At 71.7% G+C, this 16,010-nt stretch carries 14 protein-coding genes and 3 tRNA genes; 9 read left to right on the top strand and 8 right to left on the bottom strand.

Annotated features, from left to right (window positions below):
• The first annotated feature begins 19 nt into the window (after positions 1–19).
• The 4 genes from purD to M4J07_RS40070 all read left to right on the top strand — a co-directional run bounded on the left by purD (position 20) and on the right by M4J07_RS40070 (position 6,301).
• Positions 20–1,276, top strand: coding sequence for a phosphoribosylamine--glycine ligase (gene purD, locus M4J07_RS40085; RefSeq protein ID WP_255980708.1), 1,257 nt, complete (start codon positions 20–22; stop codon positions 1,274–1,276).
• Between the two features lie 374 nt (positions 1,277–1,650).
• Positions 1,651–3,585: a hypothetical protein gene (locus M4J07_RS40080; RefSeq protein WP_255980704.1), complete on the top strand. Its 1,935-nt coding sequence runs from the start codon at positions 1,651–1,653 to the stop codon at positions 3,583–3,585.
• Positions 3,586–3,856: 271 nt separating this feature from the next.
• Positions 3,857–5,308 carry a N,N-dimethylformamidase beta subunit family domain-containing protein gene (locus M4J07_RS40075; protein WP_255980706.1) on the top strand — a complete coding sequence of 484 codons (1,452 nt, stop codon included), beginning with the start codon at positions 3,857–3,859 and terminating at the stop codon, positions 5,306–5,308.
• 90 nt (positions 5,309–5,398) lie between these two features.
• Positions 5,399–6,301: a phosphoribosylaminoimidazolesuccinocarboxamide synthase gene (locus tag M4J07_RS40070; protein ID WP_255980702.1), complete on the top strand. Its 903-nt coding sequence runs from the start codon at positions 5,399–5,401 to the stop codon at positions 6,299–6,301.
• A gap of 55 nt (positions 6,302–6,356) precedes the next feature.
• On the opposite strand, the gene M4J07_RS40065 is transcribed toward M4J07_RS40070, so the two are convergent.
• The 8 genes from M4J07_RS40065 to M4J07_RS40030 form a co-directional block, all read right to left on the bottom strand.
• Positions 6,357–6,432 (bottom strand) — tRNA-Gly (locus M4J07_RS40065).
• 41 nt (positions 6,433–6,473) lie between these two features.
• A complete protein-coding gene (locus tag M4J07_RS40060; RefSeq protein ID WP_255980700.1) occupies positions 6,474–7,082 on the bottom strand; it encodes a response regulator transcription factor in 609 nt (202 codons plus the stop codon).
• Entirely contained in the window at positions 7,079–8,302 is a 1,224-nt protein-coding gene (locus M4J07_RS48350; RefSeq protein WP_255980698.1) for a sensor histidine kinase, read from the bottom strand. Before M4J07_RS48350 ends, M4J07_RS40060 begins: the two co-directional genes overlap by 4 nt.
• A 14-nt stretch (positions 8,303–8,316) precedes the next feature.
• On the bottom strand, positions 8,317–9,111 hold the full coding sequence (locus M4J07_RS40050) for an ABC transporter permease (protein ID WP_255980696.1): 795 nt from the start codon (positions 9,109–9,111) through the stop codon (positions 8,317–8,319).
• Positions 9,108–10,079: an ABC transporter ATP-binding protein gene (locus M4J07_RS40045; protein WP_255980694.1), complete on the bottom strand. Its 972-nt coding sequence runs from the start codon at positions 10,077–10,079 to the stop codon at positions 9,108–9,110. The genes M4J07_RS40050 and M4J07_RS40045 overlap by 4 nt, the downstream gene beginning before the upstream one ends.
• A 143-nt stretch (positions 10,080–10,222) precedes the next feature.
• A tRNA-Gly gene (locus M4J07_RS40040) sits at positions 10,223–10,298 on the bottom strand.
• Positions 10,299–10,377: 79 nt separating this feature from the next.
• Positions 10,378–10,449 (bottom strand) — tRNA-Gly (locus tag M4J07_RS40035).
• A gap of 125 nt (positions 10,450–10,574) precedes the next feature.
• The gene (locus M4J07_RS40030; protein ID WP_255980692.1) at positions 10,575–10,895 is read right to left on the bottom strand and encodes a histone-like nucleoid-structuring protein Lsr2; all 321 of its coding nucleotides are present in this window, start codon (positions 10,893–10,895) and stop codon (positions 10,575–10,577) included.
• 348 nt (positions 10,896–11,243) lie between these two features.
• Here M4J07_RS40030 and purS point away from each other — a divergent pair, with 348 nt between their 5' ends.
• From purS to M4J07_RS40005, 5 genes are all read left to right on the top strand, one after another.
• Complete coding sequence (gene purS / locus M4J07_RS40025) at positions 11,244–11,519, top strand: phosphoribosylformylglycinamidine synthase subunit PurS (protein ID WP_255980690.1); 276 nt, start codon at positions 11,244–11,246, stop codon at positions 11,517–11,519.
• The gene (gene purQ / locus M4J07_RS40020) at positions 11,516–12,199 is read left to right on the top strand and encodes a phosphoribosylformylglycinamidine synthase subunit PurQ (protein WP_255980688.1); all 684 of its coding nucleotides are present in this window, start codon (positions 11,516–11,518) and stop codon (positions 12,197–12,199) included. The genes purS and purQ overlap by 4 nt, the downstream gene beginning before the upstream one ends.
• Positions 12,196–14,445, top strand: a complete 2,250-nt coding sequence (gene purL / locus M4J07_RS40015) for a phosphoribosylformylglycinamidine synthase subunit PurL (RefSeq protein ID WP_255980686.1) — start codon at positions 12,196–12,198, stop codon at positions 14,443–14,445. The genes purQ and purL overlap by 4 nt, the downstream gene beginning before the upstream one ends.
• 136 nt (positions 14,446–14,581) lie before the next feature.
• On the top strand, positions 14,582–15,079 hold the full coding sequence (locus M4J07_RS40010; protein ID WP_255980684.1) for a helix-turn-helix domain-containing protein: 498 nt from the start codon (positions 14,582–14,584) through the stop codon (positions 15,077–15,079).
• An 87-nt stretch (positions 15,080–15,166) separates the two neighbouring features.
• Positions 15,167–16,010: M23 family metallopeptidase (locus M4J07_RS40005; protein ID WP_255980682.1), on the top strand; the 844-nt coding region annotated here is incomplete at its 3' end.

The raw sequence follows: 16,010 nt of genomic DNA, 5'->3' as shown, positions 1-16,010 counted from the left end.
GGCGGATAGGCTGACGCCCGTGAAGGTCCTCGTCATCGGCAGCGGCGCCCGCGAACACGCCCTGTGCCGCTCAATGTCCCTCGACCCCGACGTCTCCGCCCTGCACTGTGCCCCCGGCAACGCAGGCATCGCCGAGGTCGCCGAGCTGCACGCCGTCGACGCCCTCGACGGTGCCGCGGTGGCGGCCCTGGCCCGGAAGCTGGAGGCCGACCTCGTCGTGGTGGGCCCGGAGGCCCCCCTGGTCGCCGGTGTCTCCGACGCCGTCCGTGCCGCCGGCATCCCGGTCTTCGGCCCGTCCGGCGCGGCCGCCCAGCTGGAGGGCTCCAAGGCGTTCGCCAAGGACGTCATGGCCGGCGCGGGCGTCCCCACGGCACGCTCCTACGTCTGCACGACCCCTGCCGAGATCGACGAGGCGCTCGACGCGTTCGGCGCCCCGTACGTCGTCAAGGACGACGGTCTCGCCGCGGGCAAGGGCGTCGTCGTGACCGACGACGTCGAGCAGGCGCGCGCCCACGGGTACGCCTGCGACCGCGTCGTCATCGAGGAGTTCCTCGACGGCCCGGAGGTCTCGCTCTTCGCGATCACCGACGGCGAGACGGTCGTCCCGCTGCAGCCCGCCCAGGACTTCAAGCGCGCGCTCGACGGCGACGAGGGCCCCAACACCGGCGGCATGGGCGCCTATTCGCCGCTGCCGTGGGCCGACCCGAAGCTGGTCCAGGAGGTCCTGGACACGGTGCTGCAGCCCACGGTCGACGAGATGAAGAAGCGCGGCACCCCGTTCTCCGGGCTGCTCTACGCCGGGCTCGCGATCACCAGCCGCGGCGTCCGCGTCATCGAGTTCAACGCCCGCTTCGGCGACCCCGAGACCCAGGTCGTCCTCGCCCGTCTGCAGACCCCGCTCGCCGGTGTCCTGCTGGCCTCGGCGAACGGCACGCTGGCCGACCTCGAACCGCTGCGCTGGAGCGACGACGCGGCCGTGACCGTCGTCATCGCCTCGCACAACTACCCGGGCACCCCGCGCACCGGCGACCCGATCACCGGGCTCGACGAGGTGGCCGCACAGGATGCCCCGTCCGCGTACGTCCTGCACGCCGGGACGAAGCGGGACGGCGACGGTCCGGTCCTCAGCGCGGGCGGCCGCGTGCTGTCCGTGACGGCGACCGGCACCGATCTCACGCAGGCCCGCGAGCGCGCGTACGCCGCAGTGGCGCGCGTCCGCCTGGACGGCTCCCAGCACCGGACGGACATCGCCGCGAAGGCGGCCTCCGAGAGCTGACCGAGCGCTGACCGAGAGCTGGCCGACAGCCGATCGAGACACGGCGCCGGGCGGGAGTCACCCTCTCCCGCCCGGCGCTTCCATGTCAGCCACCTTTGCCCAAAGCCATTCCATCGAGTGACCGCTGACCCATCCGGCTGACGATGCACCGGAGCCCAACTAGGGTGCGGCGCACGGAGTTCGGGCACCCATGAAGCTGAACCTCCGCCCGTCGGGCGCCGTCTCGTACAGAGACAGAACCAGACGGACCACCGGCATTGCGATGTCAGTGACGGGTGCCACAGTGGGGGAGTGAGCAACGCCACCAGTGTCCTGTCGTGGGCTTCCGCCCCCGGCCGGGCAAGAGGCACAGGCAGCAGGGGGTGACATCGATCGTGTCCGGTTTGGGTGCGGAGGCGGGTGCGCAGACAGCGCGTTCCCGAGCCCTCGCCGTGCTGCGCATCCGCGGCAGGGCGACGGCGCTGGCACTACTGCCCGCGGCCGTGTCCGTGGTGCTGCTCGCGGGCGGCGCCACCGGCCACCTCACGGGTGGCGGATGGGACGTCGCGCGCATGGTCGTGAGCGGGGTCGCGGTGGTCGTGCTGATCGCCGCCGTGGTGGTCGGGCTCGTCGTCGCGCGGGCCCGCCCGGCCGTCAGCCCGACCGTCGCGATCGCCGAGGAGACGGCCCCCGATCTGTACCGCCTGGTCCGCGACCTGGCGGACCGGCTCGACGTGCCGACGCCGTCGGCGATAGCCCTCACCCCGGACTGCGACAGCTGGCTGGAGGACCGCACGCACCCGGCGCACGGCCCGCCGCGGACCACTGCCGAGGACAGCGGGCAGGGTGTGGAGGGCGTGGAAGGCGGGGCCGGGAAGTCCGCCGCCCCGGTCGCCCCCGTCCTGGTCATCGGCTCCCCGTTCCTGTGGTGGATGCGGGTGGGCGAGCTGCGCGCCGTCCTCGCCCCGGTCGTCGCCGGTACGGGCCCTTCGGCGCACCCCGACATAGCCGCGGCCCGGCGCTTCGTCCGCGGTCTGGACGCGGCCGTCGCGGTCGCCGCCGCCCCCGGGCGCGGACCGCTGACCCGCACCGTCCTGGGCGGCGTCGGCCGGGTCGCCCGGATGATGCTGAGCGGCTGCCGGGTGCATGCCGCCGAGATGGAGCGCGGGGTCGCCGCGGCGGCCGCCGAGCGTGCACAGGCTGTGGACTACGGCCTCAGGATCGTCGCGCAGGAGCAGGTCGGCCTCGCCTACGCGGGCTGGGACCGGCTGCTGACCAGGGTGGCACTGCCCGCCTGGCGGATGGGCCGCTGGCCGTCCCGGCTCGACGCGGGCGTGGTCGCGGCGCTGACCGAGCTGTCCCGCCGCGACCGCCTCGCCGCGCAGAACGGCGCCTTCGCGTCACGACTGGGCGAGCGCCCCGCCTGTGACCTGCTCGAAGAGCCCGGCACGGTCGACGAGGCGGCCTCCCTGCTCGCCGCCCGCCTCTTCCACGGCGGCCCCGCCGAATCGGGCCCCGACTGGGCGCCGGTGGACTGGCAGGAGTATCCGGACGAGGTCGTGGACCGCAAGTGGCGGATGGACGCGGCGCGGCTGCACCGGGTGCTCGACGCCCAGGGCGTGCACAGCACGGGCGGCTCGGCCACGTCCCCCGGCGGCCCCACCCTCGCCCGGGTCCTCGACCACCTCGCGGCACCCACTGAGCCCACCGAGCCCACCGAGCCCACCGAATCCGCCGAGCCCGGCACGGACACCGCGGCCGCCGCCCCGGACCTGCCCCACGACGCCACCGCGGACGGTGCTCCCGACGGCGACGGCCCCCTTACCGACGACGGCACCTTCGACGACGGCGTCGACGGCACCCTCGCCGACGAACTCCACGGCACCCTCGCCGAAGAACTCGACGACGACCTCGGCGCCCCCACCCCCCGCCCCGAGGTGGACACCCTCTCCGCCGGGCTCAGCGCCGAGCTGGCCCGGGAGGAGAGCGAGCGGCCCGCACCCCCCGTGTTCGTCGCGGGCCAGGGCCCGGACGGAGCGCTGTGGGACGAGGGCGCGCTGCCCCTGTTCCCGCTGCAACCGCCGCGCAGCGGGCGGGAGTTGCTGGCCGACCATGTCACCGCGATGGTGTGCTGCGCCGCGGTGGACACGGCCGGCGCCGCCCCTGGCCTGGACTGGCTGGACGGCCCGTCGCTGCTCGTCGGCGGCGAGCGGGCCTCGGACCTCGCGCCCCGCGTCCTGAGCCTGGTGGAGGACGGCGACCCGGAGCCGCTCAAGGGCTGGCTGGCCCGCCTCGGCATCCGCCCGGAGAAGCCCGTACGCCTCGTGTGACGGGGCTCCGGCGACCCTACGCCGACCCCGAGCCATCCGGATCCGCAAGTTCCGTTCACGTCAATTCGCGACGAACGGTGACGGGGTGCGTGCGTAATGTGATGTGCTGGGACCGGTCGCGGACACAACAGCCGCGCACGAGGGCTCGGGGGAGCGAGGGAGGGGAGCAGCCATGGGGCCGGACAGGGCGGGGCACCCGGAAGAGCGGACACCGCGGCAGGACGCCGCGCCACCGCCCCGCGCGCGCACCCCCCGCTGGGAGTCCGGCGCGATGGCACACGCGGTCGACGACCCGTTCGGACAGGGCCCGTTGCCCTGGCTGCGCGGCAGCGAGCACTACTTCGACGACACCGGCCAGGTCGTCCCCTGGTACGTGGACCACGCCCCGCAGCCGGGCGCGACGAGCAACGCGCGGATCCCCACCCCCCGCACCAGCGGCCCCCGCACCGCCGACGACGTGCACCGCCAGATCAAGGGCTTCACCTCGACCGGCGCGGCCGCCCCAGGCGAGTCCATCGACTTCCACATCACGGTCGACCCGCCCCAGCAGTTCACCGTGGACGTCTACCGCATCGGCCACTACGGCGGCGACGGCGCCAGCAAGATCATCACAAGCCCTCGCCTGTCCGGCATCGTCCAGCCCCCGCCGCTGACCGCGGACCGCACGGTCTCCTGCCACCACTGGTGGTTGTCATGGCGGCTCCAGATCCCGTCGTACTGGAACGTCGGGGCGTACGTGGCGGTCCTGACCACCGTCGACGGATACCGCTCGCACGTCCCGTTCACCGTCCGCGACACCCAGCCCGCCGACCTGCTCCTCCTCCTGCCGGACATCACGTGGCAGGCGTACAACCTGTACCCGGAGGACGGCCGCACCGGCGCCAGCCTCTACCACGCGTGGGACGAGGAAGGCCGGCTGCTCGGCGAGAGCGAGGCCGCGGTCACGGTCTCCTTCGACCGCCCGTACGCGGGCGCGGGCCTGCCCCTGCACGTCGGCCACGCCTACGACTTCATCCGCTGGGCGGAGCGGTACGGCTACGACCTCGCGTACGCCGACACCCGCGACCTGCACGCGGGCCGCATCGATCCGACCCGCTACCGCGGTCTGGTCTTCCCCGGCCACGACGAGTACTGGTCGGCGAACATGCGCCGGACGACCGAGCTGGCCAGGGAGAGCGGCACCTCGCTCGTCTTCCTCTCCGCCAACACCATGTACTGGCAGGTGGAGTTGGGTCCGTCCCCGTCCGGGGTCGCGGACCGACTGCTGACCTGCCGCAAGCGCAGAGGCCCCGGCAAGGCGACGCTGTGGCGGGAGATCGACCGGCCGGAGCAGCAGCTCATGGGCATCCAGTACGCGGGCCGGGTCCCCGAGCCGCACCCCTTGGTCGTGCGGAACGCGGAGCACTGGCTGTGGGAGGCGACCGGCGCGCACGAGGGCGACGAGATCGACGGCATGGTCGCCGGCGAGGCCGACCGCTACTTCCCGCGCACCGCGCTCCCCGACCACCAGGACCGCATCCTGCTGGCGCACTCCCCGTACCGCGACGGCGAGAACGTCCGCCGCCACCAGGAGACGTCGCTGTACCGGGCACCGTCCGGGGCGCTGGTCTTCGCGTCCGGGACGTTCGCCTGGTCCCCGGCCCTGGACCGGCCCGGGCACGTCGACCCCCGTATCCAGCGGGCGACGGCGAATCTCCTCGACCGCATCTGCAAACGAGACTGAGAGCACAGCCCCGGCCCGGACCCATGGCCAAAACCCATCCCCATGTACGGGAGAATCAGAGGTACTCGTACAGAACCACGGGGAGGAACCGTGTCCGGATTCGTCGAAAAGCCCGAGCCAGTACAGGTGCCGGGCCTGGTGCATCTCCACACCGGCAAGGTGCGGGACCTGTACCGGGACGAGGCGGGTGACCTGGTCATGGTCGCCACCGACCGCATGTCCGCCTACGACTGGGTGCTGCCCAGCCTCATCCCGGACAAGGGCAGGGTCCTCACCCAGCTCTCCCTGTGGTGGTTCGAGCAGCTGCAGGACCTGATCCCGAACCACGTCATCTCCGAGGACCTGCCGGCCGGCGCCCCCGCCGACTGGGCGGGCCGCACGCTCATCTGCAAGAGCCTGGACATGGTCCCGGTCGAGGCCGTGGCCCGCGGCTACCTCACCGGCTCCGGTCTCCTGGAGTACAACGCGTCGCGTACGGTCTGCGGCCTCGCCCTCCCCGAGGGCCTGGAGGACGGCTCCGAGCTCCCCGCCCCGATCTTCACGCCCGCCACGAAGGCCGAGGTCGGCGAGCACGACGAGAACGTGAGCTACGAGGAGGTGGCCCGCCAGGTCGGCGCCGACACCGCCGCCCAGCTGCGCCAGGCCACCCTCGCCGTCTACAGCCGGGCCCGGGACATCGCACGGGAGCGCGGCATCATCCTGGCGGACACCAAGTTCGAGTTCGGCTTCGACAAGGACGGGACGCTGATCCTCGCCGACGAGGTGCTGACCCCGGACTCCTCGCGCTTCTGGCCGGCCGACCAGTGGCAGCCGGGCCGCGCCCAGCCGTCGTACGACAAGCAGTTCGTGCGCGACTGGCTGACCGGCTCCTCCGGCTGGGACCGCACGAGCGAGCAGCCGCCGCCGGCCCTGCCGGACGAGGTCGTCGCGGCGACCCGCGCCAAGTACATCGAGGCGTACGAGCTGCTGACCGGCACGGGCTGGGACGCCTAGGACACACGAACACACGAAGAAGGCCCCCGGTCCGTGGACCGGGGGCCTTCTTCTCTGGAGCGAACGACGAGGTTCGAACTCGCGACCTCAACCTTGGCAAGGTTGCGCTCTACCAACTGAGCTACGTTCGCAGGCTGTGCTCCCCGACCCGTGGGCCGAAGCGCGACGCCAACTATACCCAACCTCGCTCACGCGCGAGACGCACCGCCGCGTGCCGGTTCTCGGCGCCGAGCTTGGAGACCGCCGACGAGAGGTAGTTCCGTACGGTCCCCTGCGACAGCGCGGCCCGCTCGGCGATCTCCGCGACGGGCGCCCCGTCGGCGGCGAGCTCCAGCACCTCGGCCTCGCGCTCGGTCAGCGGCGAGTCGCCGGCGGAGATCGCGTCGGCCGCCAACTCCGGGTCCACATAGCGGTTTCCGGCGTGCACGGTCCGGATGATCTCGGCGAGCCGCTGGGCGCTCACCGTCTTCGGGACGAAGCCGCGCACGCCCGCGGCCAGCGCCCTCTTCAGATGTCCTGGACGCCCGTGGCTGGTGACGATCATGGTCCGGCAGTCGGGCAGTTCGCCGCGCAGGGTTGTGGCCACACTCACACCGTCGGCGCCCGGCATCTGCAGGTCGAGCACGGCGACATCGGGCCGGTGGGCGCGCGCCATGGCCAGCGCCTCGGGCCCGCTGGCCGCCTCCGCGACGACGACCAGGTCGTCCTCCAGGGCGAGCAGCGCGGCGAGCGCGCCCCGGATCAGGTGCTCGTCGTCGGCGAGCAGCACGCGCAGCGTCATCGGGCGGACTCCCGCTCCCGCACCGGCGCGCTGGCCACGACCCGGAACACCCCGGTCCGCACCACGCCGGCCTCCAGCTCCCCGCCCACCTCGCGCAGCCGCTCCCGCAGCCCCGCGAGCCCCGACCCGCCGCCGGCCCCGGCGTCCGCCGCGACCCCGTCGTTCTCCACCGTCAGCACCACGCCCTCCGACCCGGTCTCCAGTCTCACCGCACACTGCCGCGCGTCCCCGTGCCGCAGCACGTTCGTCGTGGCCTCCCGCACCACCCAGCCGAGCGCCGACTGCACCTCGCCGGAGAGCCCGGCCGGTGACCCGGTCACCGTGCACTCGATCCCGGCCGCGCTCAACACGCCCTGCGCACCCGCGAGTTCGACTCCGAGGTCGGCTTCGCGATAGCCCCGTACGACGGCGCGCACCTCCTTCTGCGACTCCTGCGCGATCCGCTGCACCTCGATCATCTGCGCCACGGCGTCGTCGGTCCTTCCGCGCCGCGCGAGCTGCGTCGCGAGTTCGCTCTTCAGCGCCACCACGGCCAGGTTGCGGCCCATGACGTCGTGCAGGTCGCGCCCGAACCGCAGCCGCTCCTCGGCGACGGCGAGCCGTGCCTCGACCTCGCGGGAGTGCTCGGACTCCCACATCACGGCCAGGTTCCAGGCGCCGCAGCGGGAGCAGAGCAGGCACAGCGGCCCGGTGAGCGCCAGGATGCCCGCGGACACCCCGAGGCGGACGAGGTCGCAGCCGACGAGCGCGAACACCCCGAGGACGACCAGCGTCCCGGCGCCCCACTGCAGCAGGAACCGCCGCGGGCTCTGCACCGTCAGCGCGTACGAGAGTCCGAACGGCATCGGTGTGAACAGCAGCGGCAGCGCGATCAGGCCGTGCTCGACGCCCTGGGTGCCGATCAGCGCCGCGATCAGCGCGAGGGCCGCCGCGGTGAGCCCGAGGGCCGCGGCCTGCTGGGCGCGCGGCACGGGCCCGCGTCCCAGGTACTGGTCGAGCCCGGACGAGATGTGCCGGTCGGCGACCACGCACTGCAGGACCTGCACCACCATGAGCGCGGCGCTGAGGCCGTACGCGACGCCGCTGTGCCGGATGTTGCCGAGCAGCGGCCAGATGCTCCACGACACCAGGAAGAACCAGCAGATGGTGCGCAGCATCACCCGGTTCTGCCACTCGACCCGCTCGATCTTGCTGCGGTCCCGCCACCGCTTCCGCGCCACAACCGGCCCCCGTCTCAGTGCCGCGGTTCCCAGCGGAACCACCGTCGTACAGCAAACACCGCGACGACGATCCAGGCCACCGCGGTGACCAGCGCCTGCGTGGCGTCGCCCAGGGACAGCGTCCCGGCCCAGCCGCCGCGCACCAGGGTGATCGTCGGCGACAGCGGCAGCAGTTCGCACACGGCGGCCAGCCGGTCCGGCATGACCTCCAGCGGCACGAAGGCGCCGGAGCCGAGCATCGTGACGAGCAGCAGCGGCATCGCCGCGACCTGCGCGCTCTCCACGCTGCGGCTCCAGACGGTGGTGAGCGCGGCGAGCGCCACGCACAGGACCGTCCCCAGCAGGACGCCCAGGACGACGAGTTGCGGCGCGTCAGGGGCGCCCGCGTCCAGGGCGACCGCGCACGCGACGGCCAGGACGACGCACTGCAGCAGTCCCAGCGCGACGGAGGGCAGCGCGGCCCCGGCGAGGATCTCGCCGTCCCGCAGCTCCCCGGTGCGCAGCCGCTTGAGGACGAGCTCCTCGCGCCGCGACGCGTAGACGCTGACCAGGGCGCTGTACACGGCGAACAGCAGGGAGAAGCCGATCGACGAGGCCAGCACCATGGAGCCGATGCTCAGTCCGGTGCCGTCCAGGTCGACCTGTTCCGTCGACGCGCGGATGCTGAAGGGCAGCACGAGCGGCACGAACAGCGCCGTGAACAGGACGCCCTTGCTCCGCCCGATCAGGGTCAGTTCGGCCCGTCCGAGCGCCCGCAGCCGTCCCGCGGAGGTGGTGGTCGACCGGATGGTCGTCGTCGCCGTACTCATACCGCCATCGCCTTCTCCCGCTCGTCGGCCGTGCCCTGGGCGTCCCGCGCGATCCGCAGGAACGCCTCCTCCAGCGAGGCGCCCCGCACGTCGAGCCGGCGCAGCTCCACGCCGGTGTCCCGCGCCCACACGAGGAGTCCGGTCGCGGCCCGCTGGAGTTCGTCCGTGCGCAGCCGGACCGTGCGCCCCGTGACCTCGTGCCCGCTCACCCCGAGCCGGTCCAGCGGCGGCAGGTCGCCCACGAAGTAGCCGTCGGGCAGCTCGAAGGAGATGTGCGAGGGCTGCGCGGCGACGACCTCGTCGACGCGCCCCTCGGCGGCGATCCGCCCCTCGTGCAGGATCGCGAGCCGGTCGGCGAGCGACTCGGCCTCCTCCAGGTAGTGCGTGGTCAGCAGCACGGTGGTGCCGTCGGCGCGCAGTCGGCGCACCAACTCCCAGGTCTCCTGGCGCCCTTGGGCGTCGAGCCCGGTGGTGGGCTCGTCGAGGAAGAGCACCTCGGGCCGGCCGAGGAGCGCCAGGGCCAGGTCGAGCCGCCGCTTCTCGCCGCCGGACAGCTGCTTCACCCGGACCTTGGCGCGATGGCCGAGGCCCACCATCTCCAGGGCCTCGCCGACCGGCCGCGCCCCGCTGGTGCAGCCGGCCCACATCCGCGCGGTCTCGGCGACGGCCAGTTCGGACGGGAAGCCGCCCTCCTGGAGCATCACGCCGATCCGCGGCCTGACCTGGTCCCGCTCGGTGTACGGGTCGTGCCCGAACACCCGGACCCGGCCACCGGCGGGCGCCGCGAGTCCTTCGAGGAGTTCGACGGTGGAGGTCTTTCCCGCGCCGTTCGTGCCGAGCAGGGCGAAGAGCTCGCCGCGGCCCACGGAGAAACTCACTCCGCGCACCGCCTCGAAAGAACCCCGTGTGCCGTCCCCGTACACGCGGCGCAGATCAGTGACATCGATCACGCGCTCGTTGCTGGTCATGTGTCCAGCCTTCCGCCGGTCGGGGGCGGTCGGCAGTGCGCGCTGTCATCGGCGCACATGACAAATGTCAGAAGGCCACGGGCGGGCGGCGAACGGGACATGCGAAAAGCCCCGGATCCTGAAGGATCCGGGGCTTCCCGAACTGGAGCGAACGACGAGGTTCGAACTCGCGACCTCAACCTTGGCAAGGTTGCGCTCTACCAACTGAGCTACGTTCGCACTGCCTCCGACCGGCTTTCACCGATCGGCGCGAGCACCAGCCTACCGCACCCAGATGGGTGATCGGTACGCGATGCGGAGCGGGTGACAGGAATTGCACACTGCGCCTTCCCCCTGGAAGGGGGATGTTCTACTACTGAACTACACCCGCATGTCACTCCGTGAGGTTCGGCCTGTCGGCCTCGCCCCTCGGCGTGCTCCAGACTCTAGCCGACCGGCGGGGGTGCAACGCAAGTCGGTTGTTCCGAGGGGCTCCTGACGGCGGGTGCCGCCGGCTCAGTTGGCCTCGGCGAACGCCTCGTAGACCCGCTTCGGGATGCGTCCGCGCGGCGGCACGTCGAAGTGGTTCGAGCGGGCCCAGGCGCGCACGGCGGCCGGGTCCGGGCTCAGGTCCGTGAGCTTGTACGCCTTGCCGGTCCTGCTGGACTGCTTGCGTCCGGCCTCCAGGTACGGGGCCAGGGCCTTGCGGAGTTTCTTCGCATTGGCTTGATTCAGGTCGATCTCGTACGACTTGCCGTCGAGACCGAAGACGACCGTTTCCGCCGCTTCTCCGCCGTCGATGTCGTCAAAGAGAGTGACCACGACACGCTGCGCCACGAATATCGGTCCCTTCGTCCGGCACCCCGCTTTGACGTGCGGTGATGTCGACTGTCCAGCTGTTGTCAGGCAAAGCTCGGGCAATGCCACAGCTCGAGTTCAGGCGGACTGCCTGTATCTGCCATTTCCTTTTTACCCTGCCCGGCAATGCACTGGGAAGACCAGCTAAAACCCTCCGCGTGTCCGCCGTCATGGTTATCCGGAGTCTTTCCCTTAATTTTCCGTGGTGATCTCATGTCGTTGCCGGAACGTGATCCCGCTCTCGTAGCTTCCTACCGTCTACGCGAGTAGAAGATTTGGGCAGGTACGCTGAACGGACCTGCTCAGCACCACACACCGGGAGTGCCAGTGGCACGCGTCGTAGTCGACGTCATGCTCAAGCCGGAGATCCTCGACCCCCAGGGCCAGGCGGTGCAGCGTGCGCTGCCGCGCCTCGGTTTCGACGGCATCTCCGACGTCCGCCAGGGAAAGCGTTTCGAGCTCGAAGTGGACGGGCCGGTGGATGACGCCGCGCTCGCGCGTATCCACGAGCTCGCCGAAACCTTCCTCGCCAACACCGTGATCGAGAACTTCACCGTCAAGGTGGAAGAAGCGGTAGAGCCTGCGGTGGGGGCCGAAAAGTGACCGCTCGTATTGGCGTCGTCACCTTTCCGGGTTCCCTCGACGACCGGGACACCCAGCGCGCGATCCGGCTGGCCGGTGCCGAGCCGGTCGCCCTCTGGCACAAGGACAAGGACCTGAAGCAGGTCGACGCGGTCGTCCTGCCCGGCGGTTTCTCCTACGGCGATTACCTGCGCGCGGGCGCCATTTCGCGCTTCTCGCCGGTCATGGAGACGCTCATCGACCAGGCGAAGGCCGGTCTGCCGGTCCTGGGCATCTGCAACGGGTTCCAGGTCCTCACCGAGGCCCACCTGCTCCCCGGCGCGATGCTCGGCAACGACCACCTGCACTTCATCTGCCGCGACCAGAAGCTGCGGGTGGAGAACACGGAGACGGCCTGGACCCTCGACTACGAGGCCGGCCAGGAGATCCACATCCCGCTGAAGAACATGGACGGGCGGTACGTCGCCGACTCGTACACGCTCGACCAGCTGGAGGCGGAGGGCCGCGTCGTCTTCCGCTACGTGGACTTCAACCCGAACGGCTCGCTCCGTGACATCGCGGGCATCACGAACGCGGCGGGCAACGTCGTCGGTCTGATGCCCCACCCGGAGCACGCCGTCGAGTCCCTCATCGGGACCGGCCGCACCGACGGCCTCCCCTTCTTCACCTCGATCCTCAAGAAGCTGGTCGCCGCCTCATGAGCCTCGACACCGTAGAGAACGCGAGCAAGACCCCCGACGTCGAGCTCCCCTGGGCCGAACTCGGCCTGAAGAAGGACGAGTACGAGCGGGTCGTGGAGATCCTCGGCCGCCGCCCGACCGGCGCCGAGCTCGCCATGTACTCGGTCATGTGGTCCGAGCACTGCTCCTACAAGTCGTCCAAGGTGCACCTGCGCCAGTTCGGCGAGAAGGCCCCGCAGTCCGACGCCATGCTCGTCGGCATCGGTGAGAACGCCGGTGTCGTGGACGTGGGCCAGGGTTATGCCGTCACCTTCAAGGTGGAGTCGCACAACCACCCCTCCTACGTAGAGCCCTACCAGGGCGCGGCCACCGGCGTGGGCGGCATCGTGCGCGACATCATCGCCATGGGTGCCCGCCCGATCGCGGTCGTGGACCCGCTGCGCATGGGCGCCGCCGACCACCCCGACACCCGGCGCGTGCTGCCCGGCGTCGTGGCCGGCATCGGCGGCTACGGCAACTGCCTGGGTCTGCCGAACATCGGCGGCGAGCTCGTCTTCGACGCCTGCTACCAGGGCAACCCGCTGGTCAACGCCGGTGCCATCGGCGTCATGCGGCACGAGGACATCCACCTCGCCAAGGCGTCCGGCGCGGGCAACAAGGTCATCATGTACGGCGCCCGCACGGGCGGCGACGGCATCGGCGGCGCCTCCATCCTGGCCTCCGAGACCTTCGACGACGCCAAGCCGTCGAAGCGTCCGGCCGTCCAGGTCGGTGACCCCTTCCAGGAGAAGCTCCTCATCGAGTGCACCCTGGAGGCCTTCGCCGAGAAGCTCGTCGTCGGCATCCAGGACCTCGGCGCGGCCGGCATCTCCTGCGCCACCTCCGAGCTGGCGTCGAACGGCTCGGGCGGCATGCGCGTCGAGCTGGACGACGTGCCGCTGCGCGACTCCACGCTCTCTCCTGAGGAGATCCTCATGAGCGAGTCGCAGGAGCGCATGTGCGCCGTGGTCGAGCCCTCGAAGGTCGACCGCTTCCTGGAGATCTGCGAGAAGTGGGACGTCATCGCCACCGTCATCGGTGAGGTGACCGACGGCGACCGCCTGGAGATCTTCTGGCACGGCGAGAAGATCGTCGACGTCGACCCGCGCACGGTCGCGCACGACGGTCCCGTCTACGAGCGCCCGTACGCCCGGCCCGAGTGGCAGGACGCGCTGCAGGCCGACGACGCGAACAAGCTGCCGCGGCCTTCGTCGAGCGACGAGCTGAAGGCCCAGGTCCTCGCGCTGGTCTCCTCGCCGAACCAGGCGTCGAAGAAGTGGATCACCTCGCAGTACGACCACTTCGTGCAGGGCAACACGGTGCTCGCGCAGCCCGAGGACTCGGGCATGATCCGCATCGACGAGGAGACCGGGCTCGGCGTCGCCATCGCGACCGACGGCAACGGCCGGTTCGCGAAGCTCGACCCGTACACGGGCGCGCAGCTCGCCCTCGCGGAGGCGTACCGCAACGTCGCCACCACCGGTGCCAAGCCGCTCGCCGTCTCCGACTGCCTGAACTTCGGTTCGCCCGAGGACCCGGCCGTCATGTGGCAGTTCGCCGAGGCCATCCGCGGTCTCGCCGACGGCTGCCTCCAGCTGGGCACCCCGGTGACCGGCGGCAACGTCTCGCTGTACAACCAGACGGGCGAGGCGGCGATCCACCCGACGCCGGTCGTCGCGGTCCTGGGCGTCATCGACGACGTCGCCCGGCGCACCCCGGTCGCCTTCCAGGAAGAGGGCCAGCTCCTCTACCTGCTCGGTGACACCAAGGAGGAGTTCGGCGGTTCGGCCTGGTCGCAGGTCGTCCACGACCACCTCGGCGGGCTGCCCCCGCAGGTCGACCTGGAGCGCGAGCGGCTGCTCGGCGAGATCCTGATCTCGGCTTCCCGCGACGGCATGATCGACGCCGCGCACGACCTGTCCGACGGCGGTCTGATCCAGGCCGTGGTCGAGTCGGCACTGCTCGGCGGCAAGGGCGCGCGCCTGGTCGTCCCGGACGGCCTCGACGCGTTCACCTTCCTGTTCTCCGAGTCGGCGGGCCGCGCTGTCGTGGCGGTGCCGCGCAGCGAGGAGCTCCGCTTCAACGACATGTGCGGCGCCCGGGGCCTCCCCGTGACCCGCATCGGTGTCGTCGACGGCGACGCGGTGGACGTCCAGGGCGAGTTCGCGCTCTCCCTGGCCGAGCTGCGCGAGGCGCACGAGGGGACGATTCCGGGGCTGCTGGCGTAGTCCGTACGGTTTCCCGAAGCCCCCGCCCGGAGTCCGGGCGGGGGCTTCGTCGTGTCCCCGGGTCGCGCTCGCGGCCGTGTTCGGGTCCCTCGAACGAGGGATTGATGAGTTCTACGTAATTACGTAATCTCGATGCATGACGGATCTGGAGCGCCGGGTCGCCGAGCTGGAGCGGCGGCTCGATGCGTTGGAGGCAGGACCTGCGGTCCCGGAAGCCCCGCAGGGGACCTTCTGGGCGCTGGAGGGCCTGAAGGAACAGCTGGCCGAAGTGCGCGGTGGCGGTGTGCTGTTCACCGGTGCGGTGCGACTGCCCGACGACAGGGAGTACGCGTGGCAGTACGCGGCACTCACCGATGAACTGCTCGCGTCCGACTGGACGGAGGCGGCCGATGCGTTCGCCGCACTCGGTCATGGGCTGCGCCTGCGGCTGCTGAGGGAGATCCTCGGCGGGCGCGCCTCCGCCACGGAGCTCGCCGAGCTCGACGACGTGGGGACCAGCGGCCAGATCTACCACCACCTGCGGCAGTTGACCGCTGCCGGGTGGCTGCGCTCCGCGGGCCGGGGGCGCTACGAGGTTCCGGCGGGACGCGTCGTGCCACTGCTGGTGGCGCTGACCACGGCTCGGCCCGCCTGATCCATCCGACAGGTCAGGCACGCCTGACACGTCCGCAACGCCTGACATGCCAGTCAGGTCCGAGATATCGGAGCTGGGGGAATCACGATGTCCGTACGCACGCTGCTGCCGCTGCTCCAGCGGCTGCTCATCGTCACGTTCCTGGCGCTGGTCGTCCTCGACCTCGTCGAGGATTCCGCGCTGGCGCTCTGGCAGGTCTTCCTGCCGCTCCCGCTCGCCTGGGCGGTGTCGATCGCCGCGGGCCGGCTCTCGGCCCGGCACATCAGGGCCGCCGACCGGGCCCCGGTCGAGGTGGAGCCGCCGGTCGAGGGGCACTGGTCCGCGGTGAACAGCCCGGCCGATCGCACCCCGAGCCACGGCACGCACGTCTACGGCCAGACCTACGCCATCGACGTCGTGGCCGAGCCCGAGGGGACCGAGCGCCCCGGCTTCGCCCCGCTGTGGCCCGTCGCCCGCGCCCCGCACCGCTTCCCGGCCTTCGGCGCCCCGCTGCTCGCGGTCGCCGAGGCCACGGTGGTGCACGCGGAGGACGGCCAGCGCGACCACCTCAGCCGGAACTCGCTGCTGGGCGTGGCCTATCTGATGCTGGTGGAGGGGGAGTCGCGCGGACTGGCGGGCGCCCGCCGCGTCGTGGGGAACCACGTCGTCCTCGACCTGGGGGACGGCGTCCATGCCGTGTACGCCCACGTCCAGCGAGGCAGCCTCGCGGTCCGTGTGGGTGACCGGGTGCGGCCCGGCCAGGTCATCGGCCGCTGCGGCAACTCCGGCAACTCGACCGAGCCGCATCTGCACTTCCACCTGATGGACGGCCCGGACCTGGACACGGCCCGGGGCATCCCGTTCAGCTGGCGGGGCATCGGGGTGCCCAAGGGCGGCGAGACGTTCACGGCCGATCGAATACCGGGCGCTCCGTCACCGGCATCACCGGCGT

The sequence above is a fragment of the Streptomyces longispororuber genome (assembly GCF_024448165.1).
Lineage (GTDB): Bacteria > Actinomycetota > Actinomycetes > Streptomycetales > Streptomycetaceae > Streptomyces > Streptomyces longispororuber_A.
The sequence above is the reverse complement of the archived record's forward strand: the minus strand, read 5'-3'. Positions and strand labels throughout refer to the sequence as shown.

Bases quoted from the DNA above. Each gene is read 5' to 3' on its own strand.
- M4J07_RS40075 (WP_255980706.1), top strand. From the start codon at position 3,857: ATGGCACACGCGGTCGACGACCCGTTCGGACAGGGCCCGTTGCCCTGG.
- M4J07_RS40060 (WP_255980700.1), bottom strand. From the start codon at position 7,082: ATGACGCTGCGCGTGCTGCTCGCCGACGACGAGCACCTGATCCGGGGC.
- M4J07_RS40050 (WP_255980696.1), bottom strand. From the start codon at position 9,111: ATGAGTACGGCGACGACGACCATCCGGTCGACCACCACCTCCGCGGGA.
- M4J07_RS40045 (WP_255980694.1), bottom strand. From the start codon at position 10,079: ATGACCAGCAACGAGCGCGTGATCGATGTCACTGATCTGCGCCGCGTG.
- purL (WP_255980686.1), top strand. From the start codon at position 12,196: ATGAGCCTCGACACCGTAGAGAACGCGAGCAAGACCCCCGACGTCGAG.
- M4J07_RS40010 (WP_255980684.1), top strand. From the start codon at position 14,582: ATGACGGATCTGGAGCGCCGGGTCGCCGAGCTGGAGCGGCGGCTCGAT.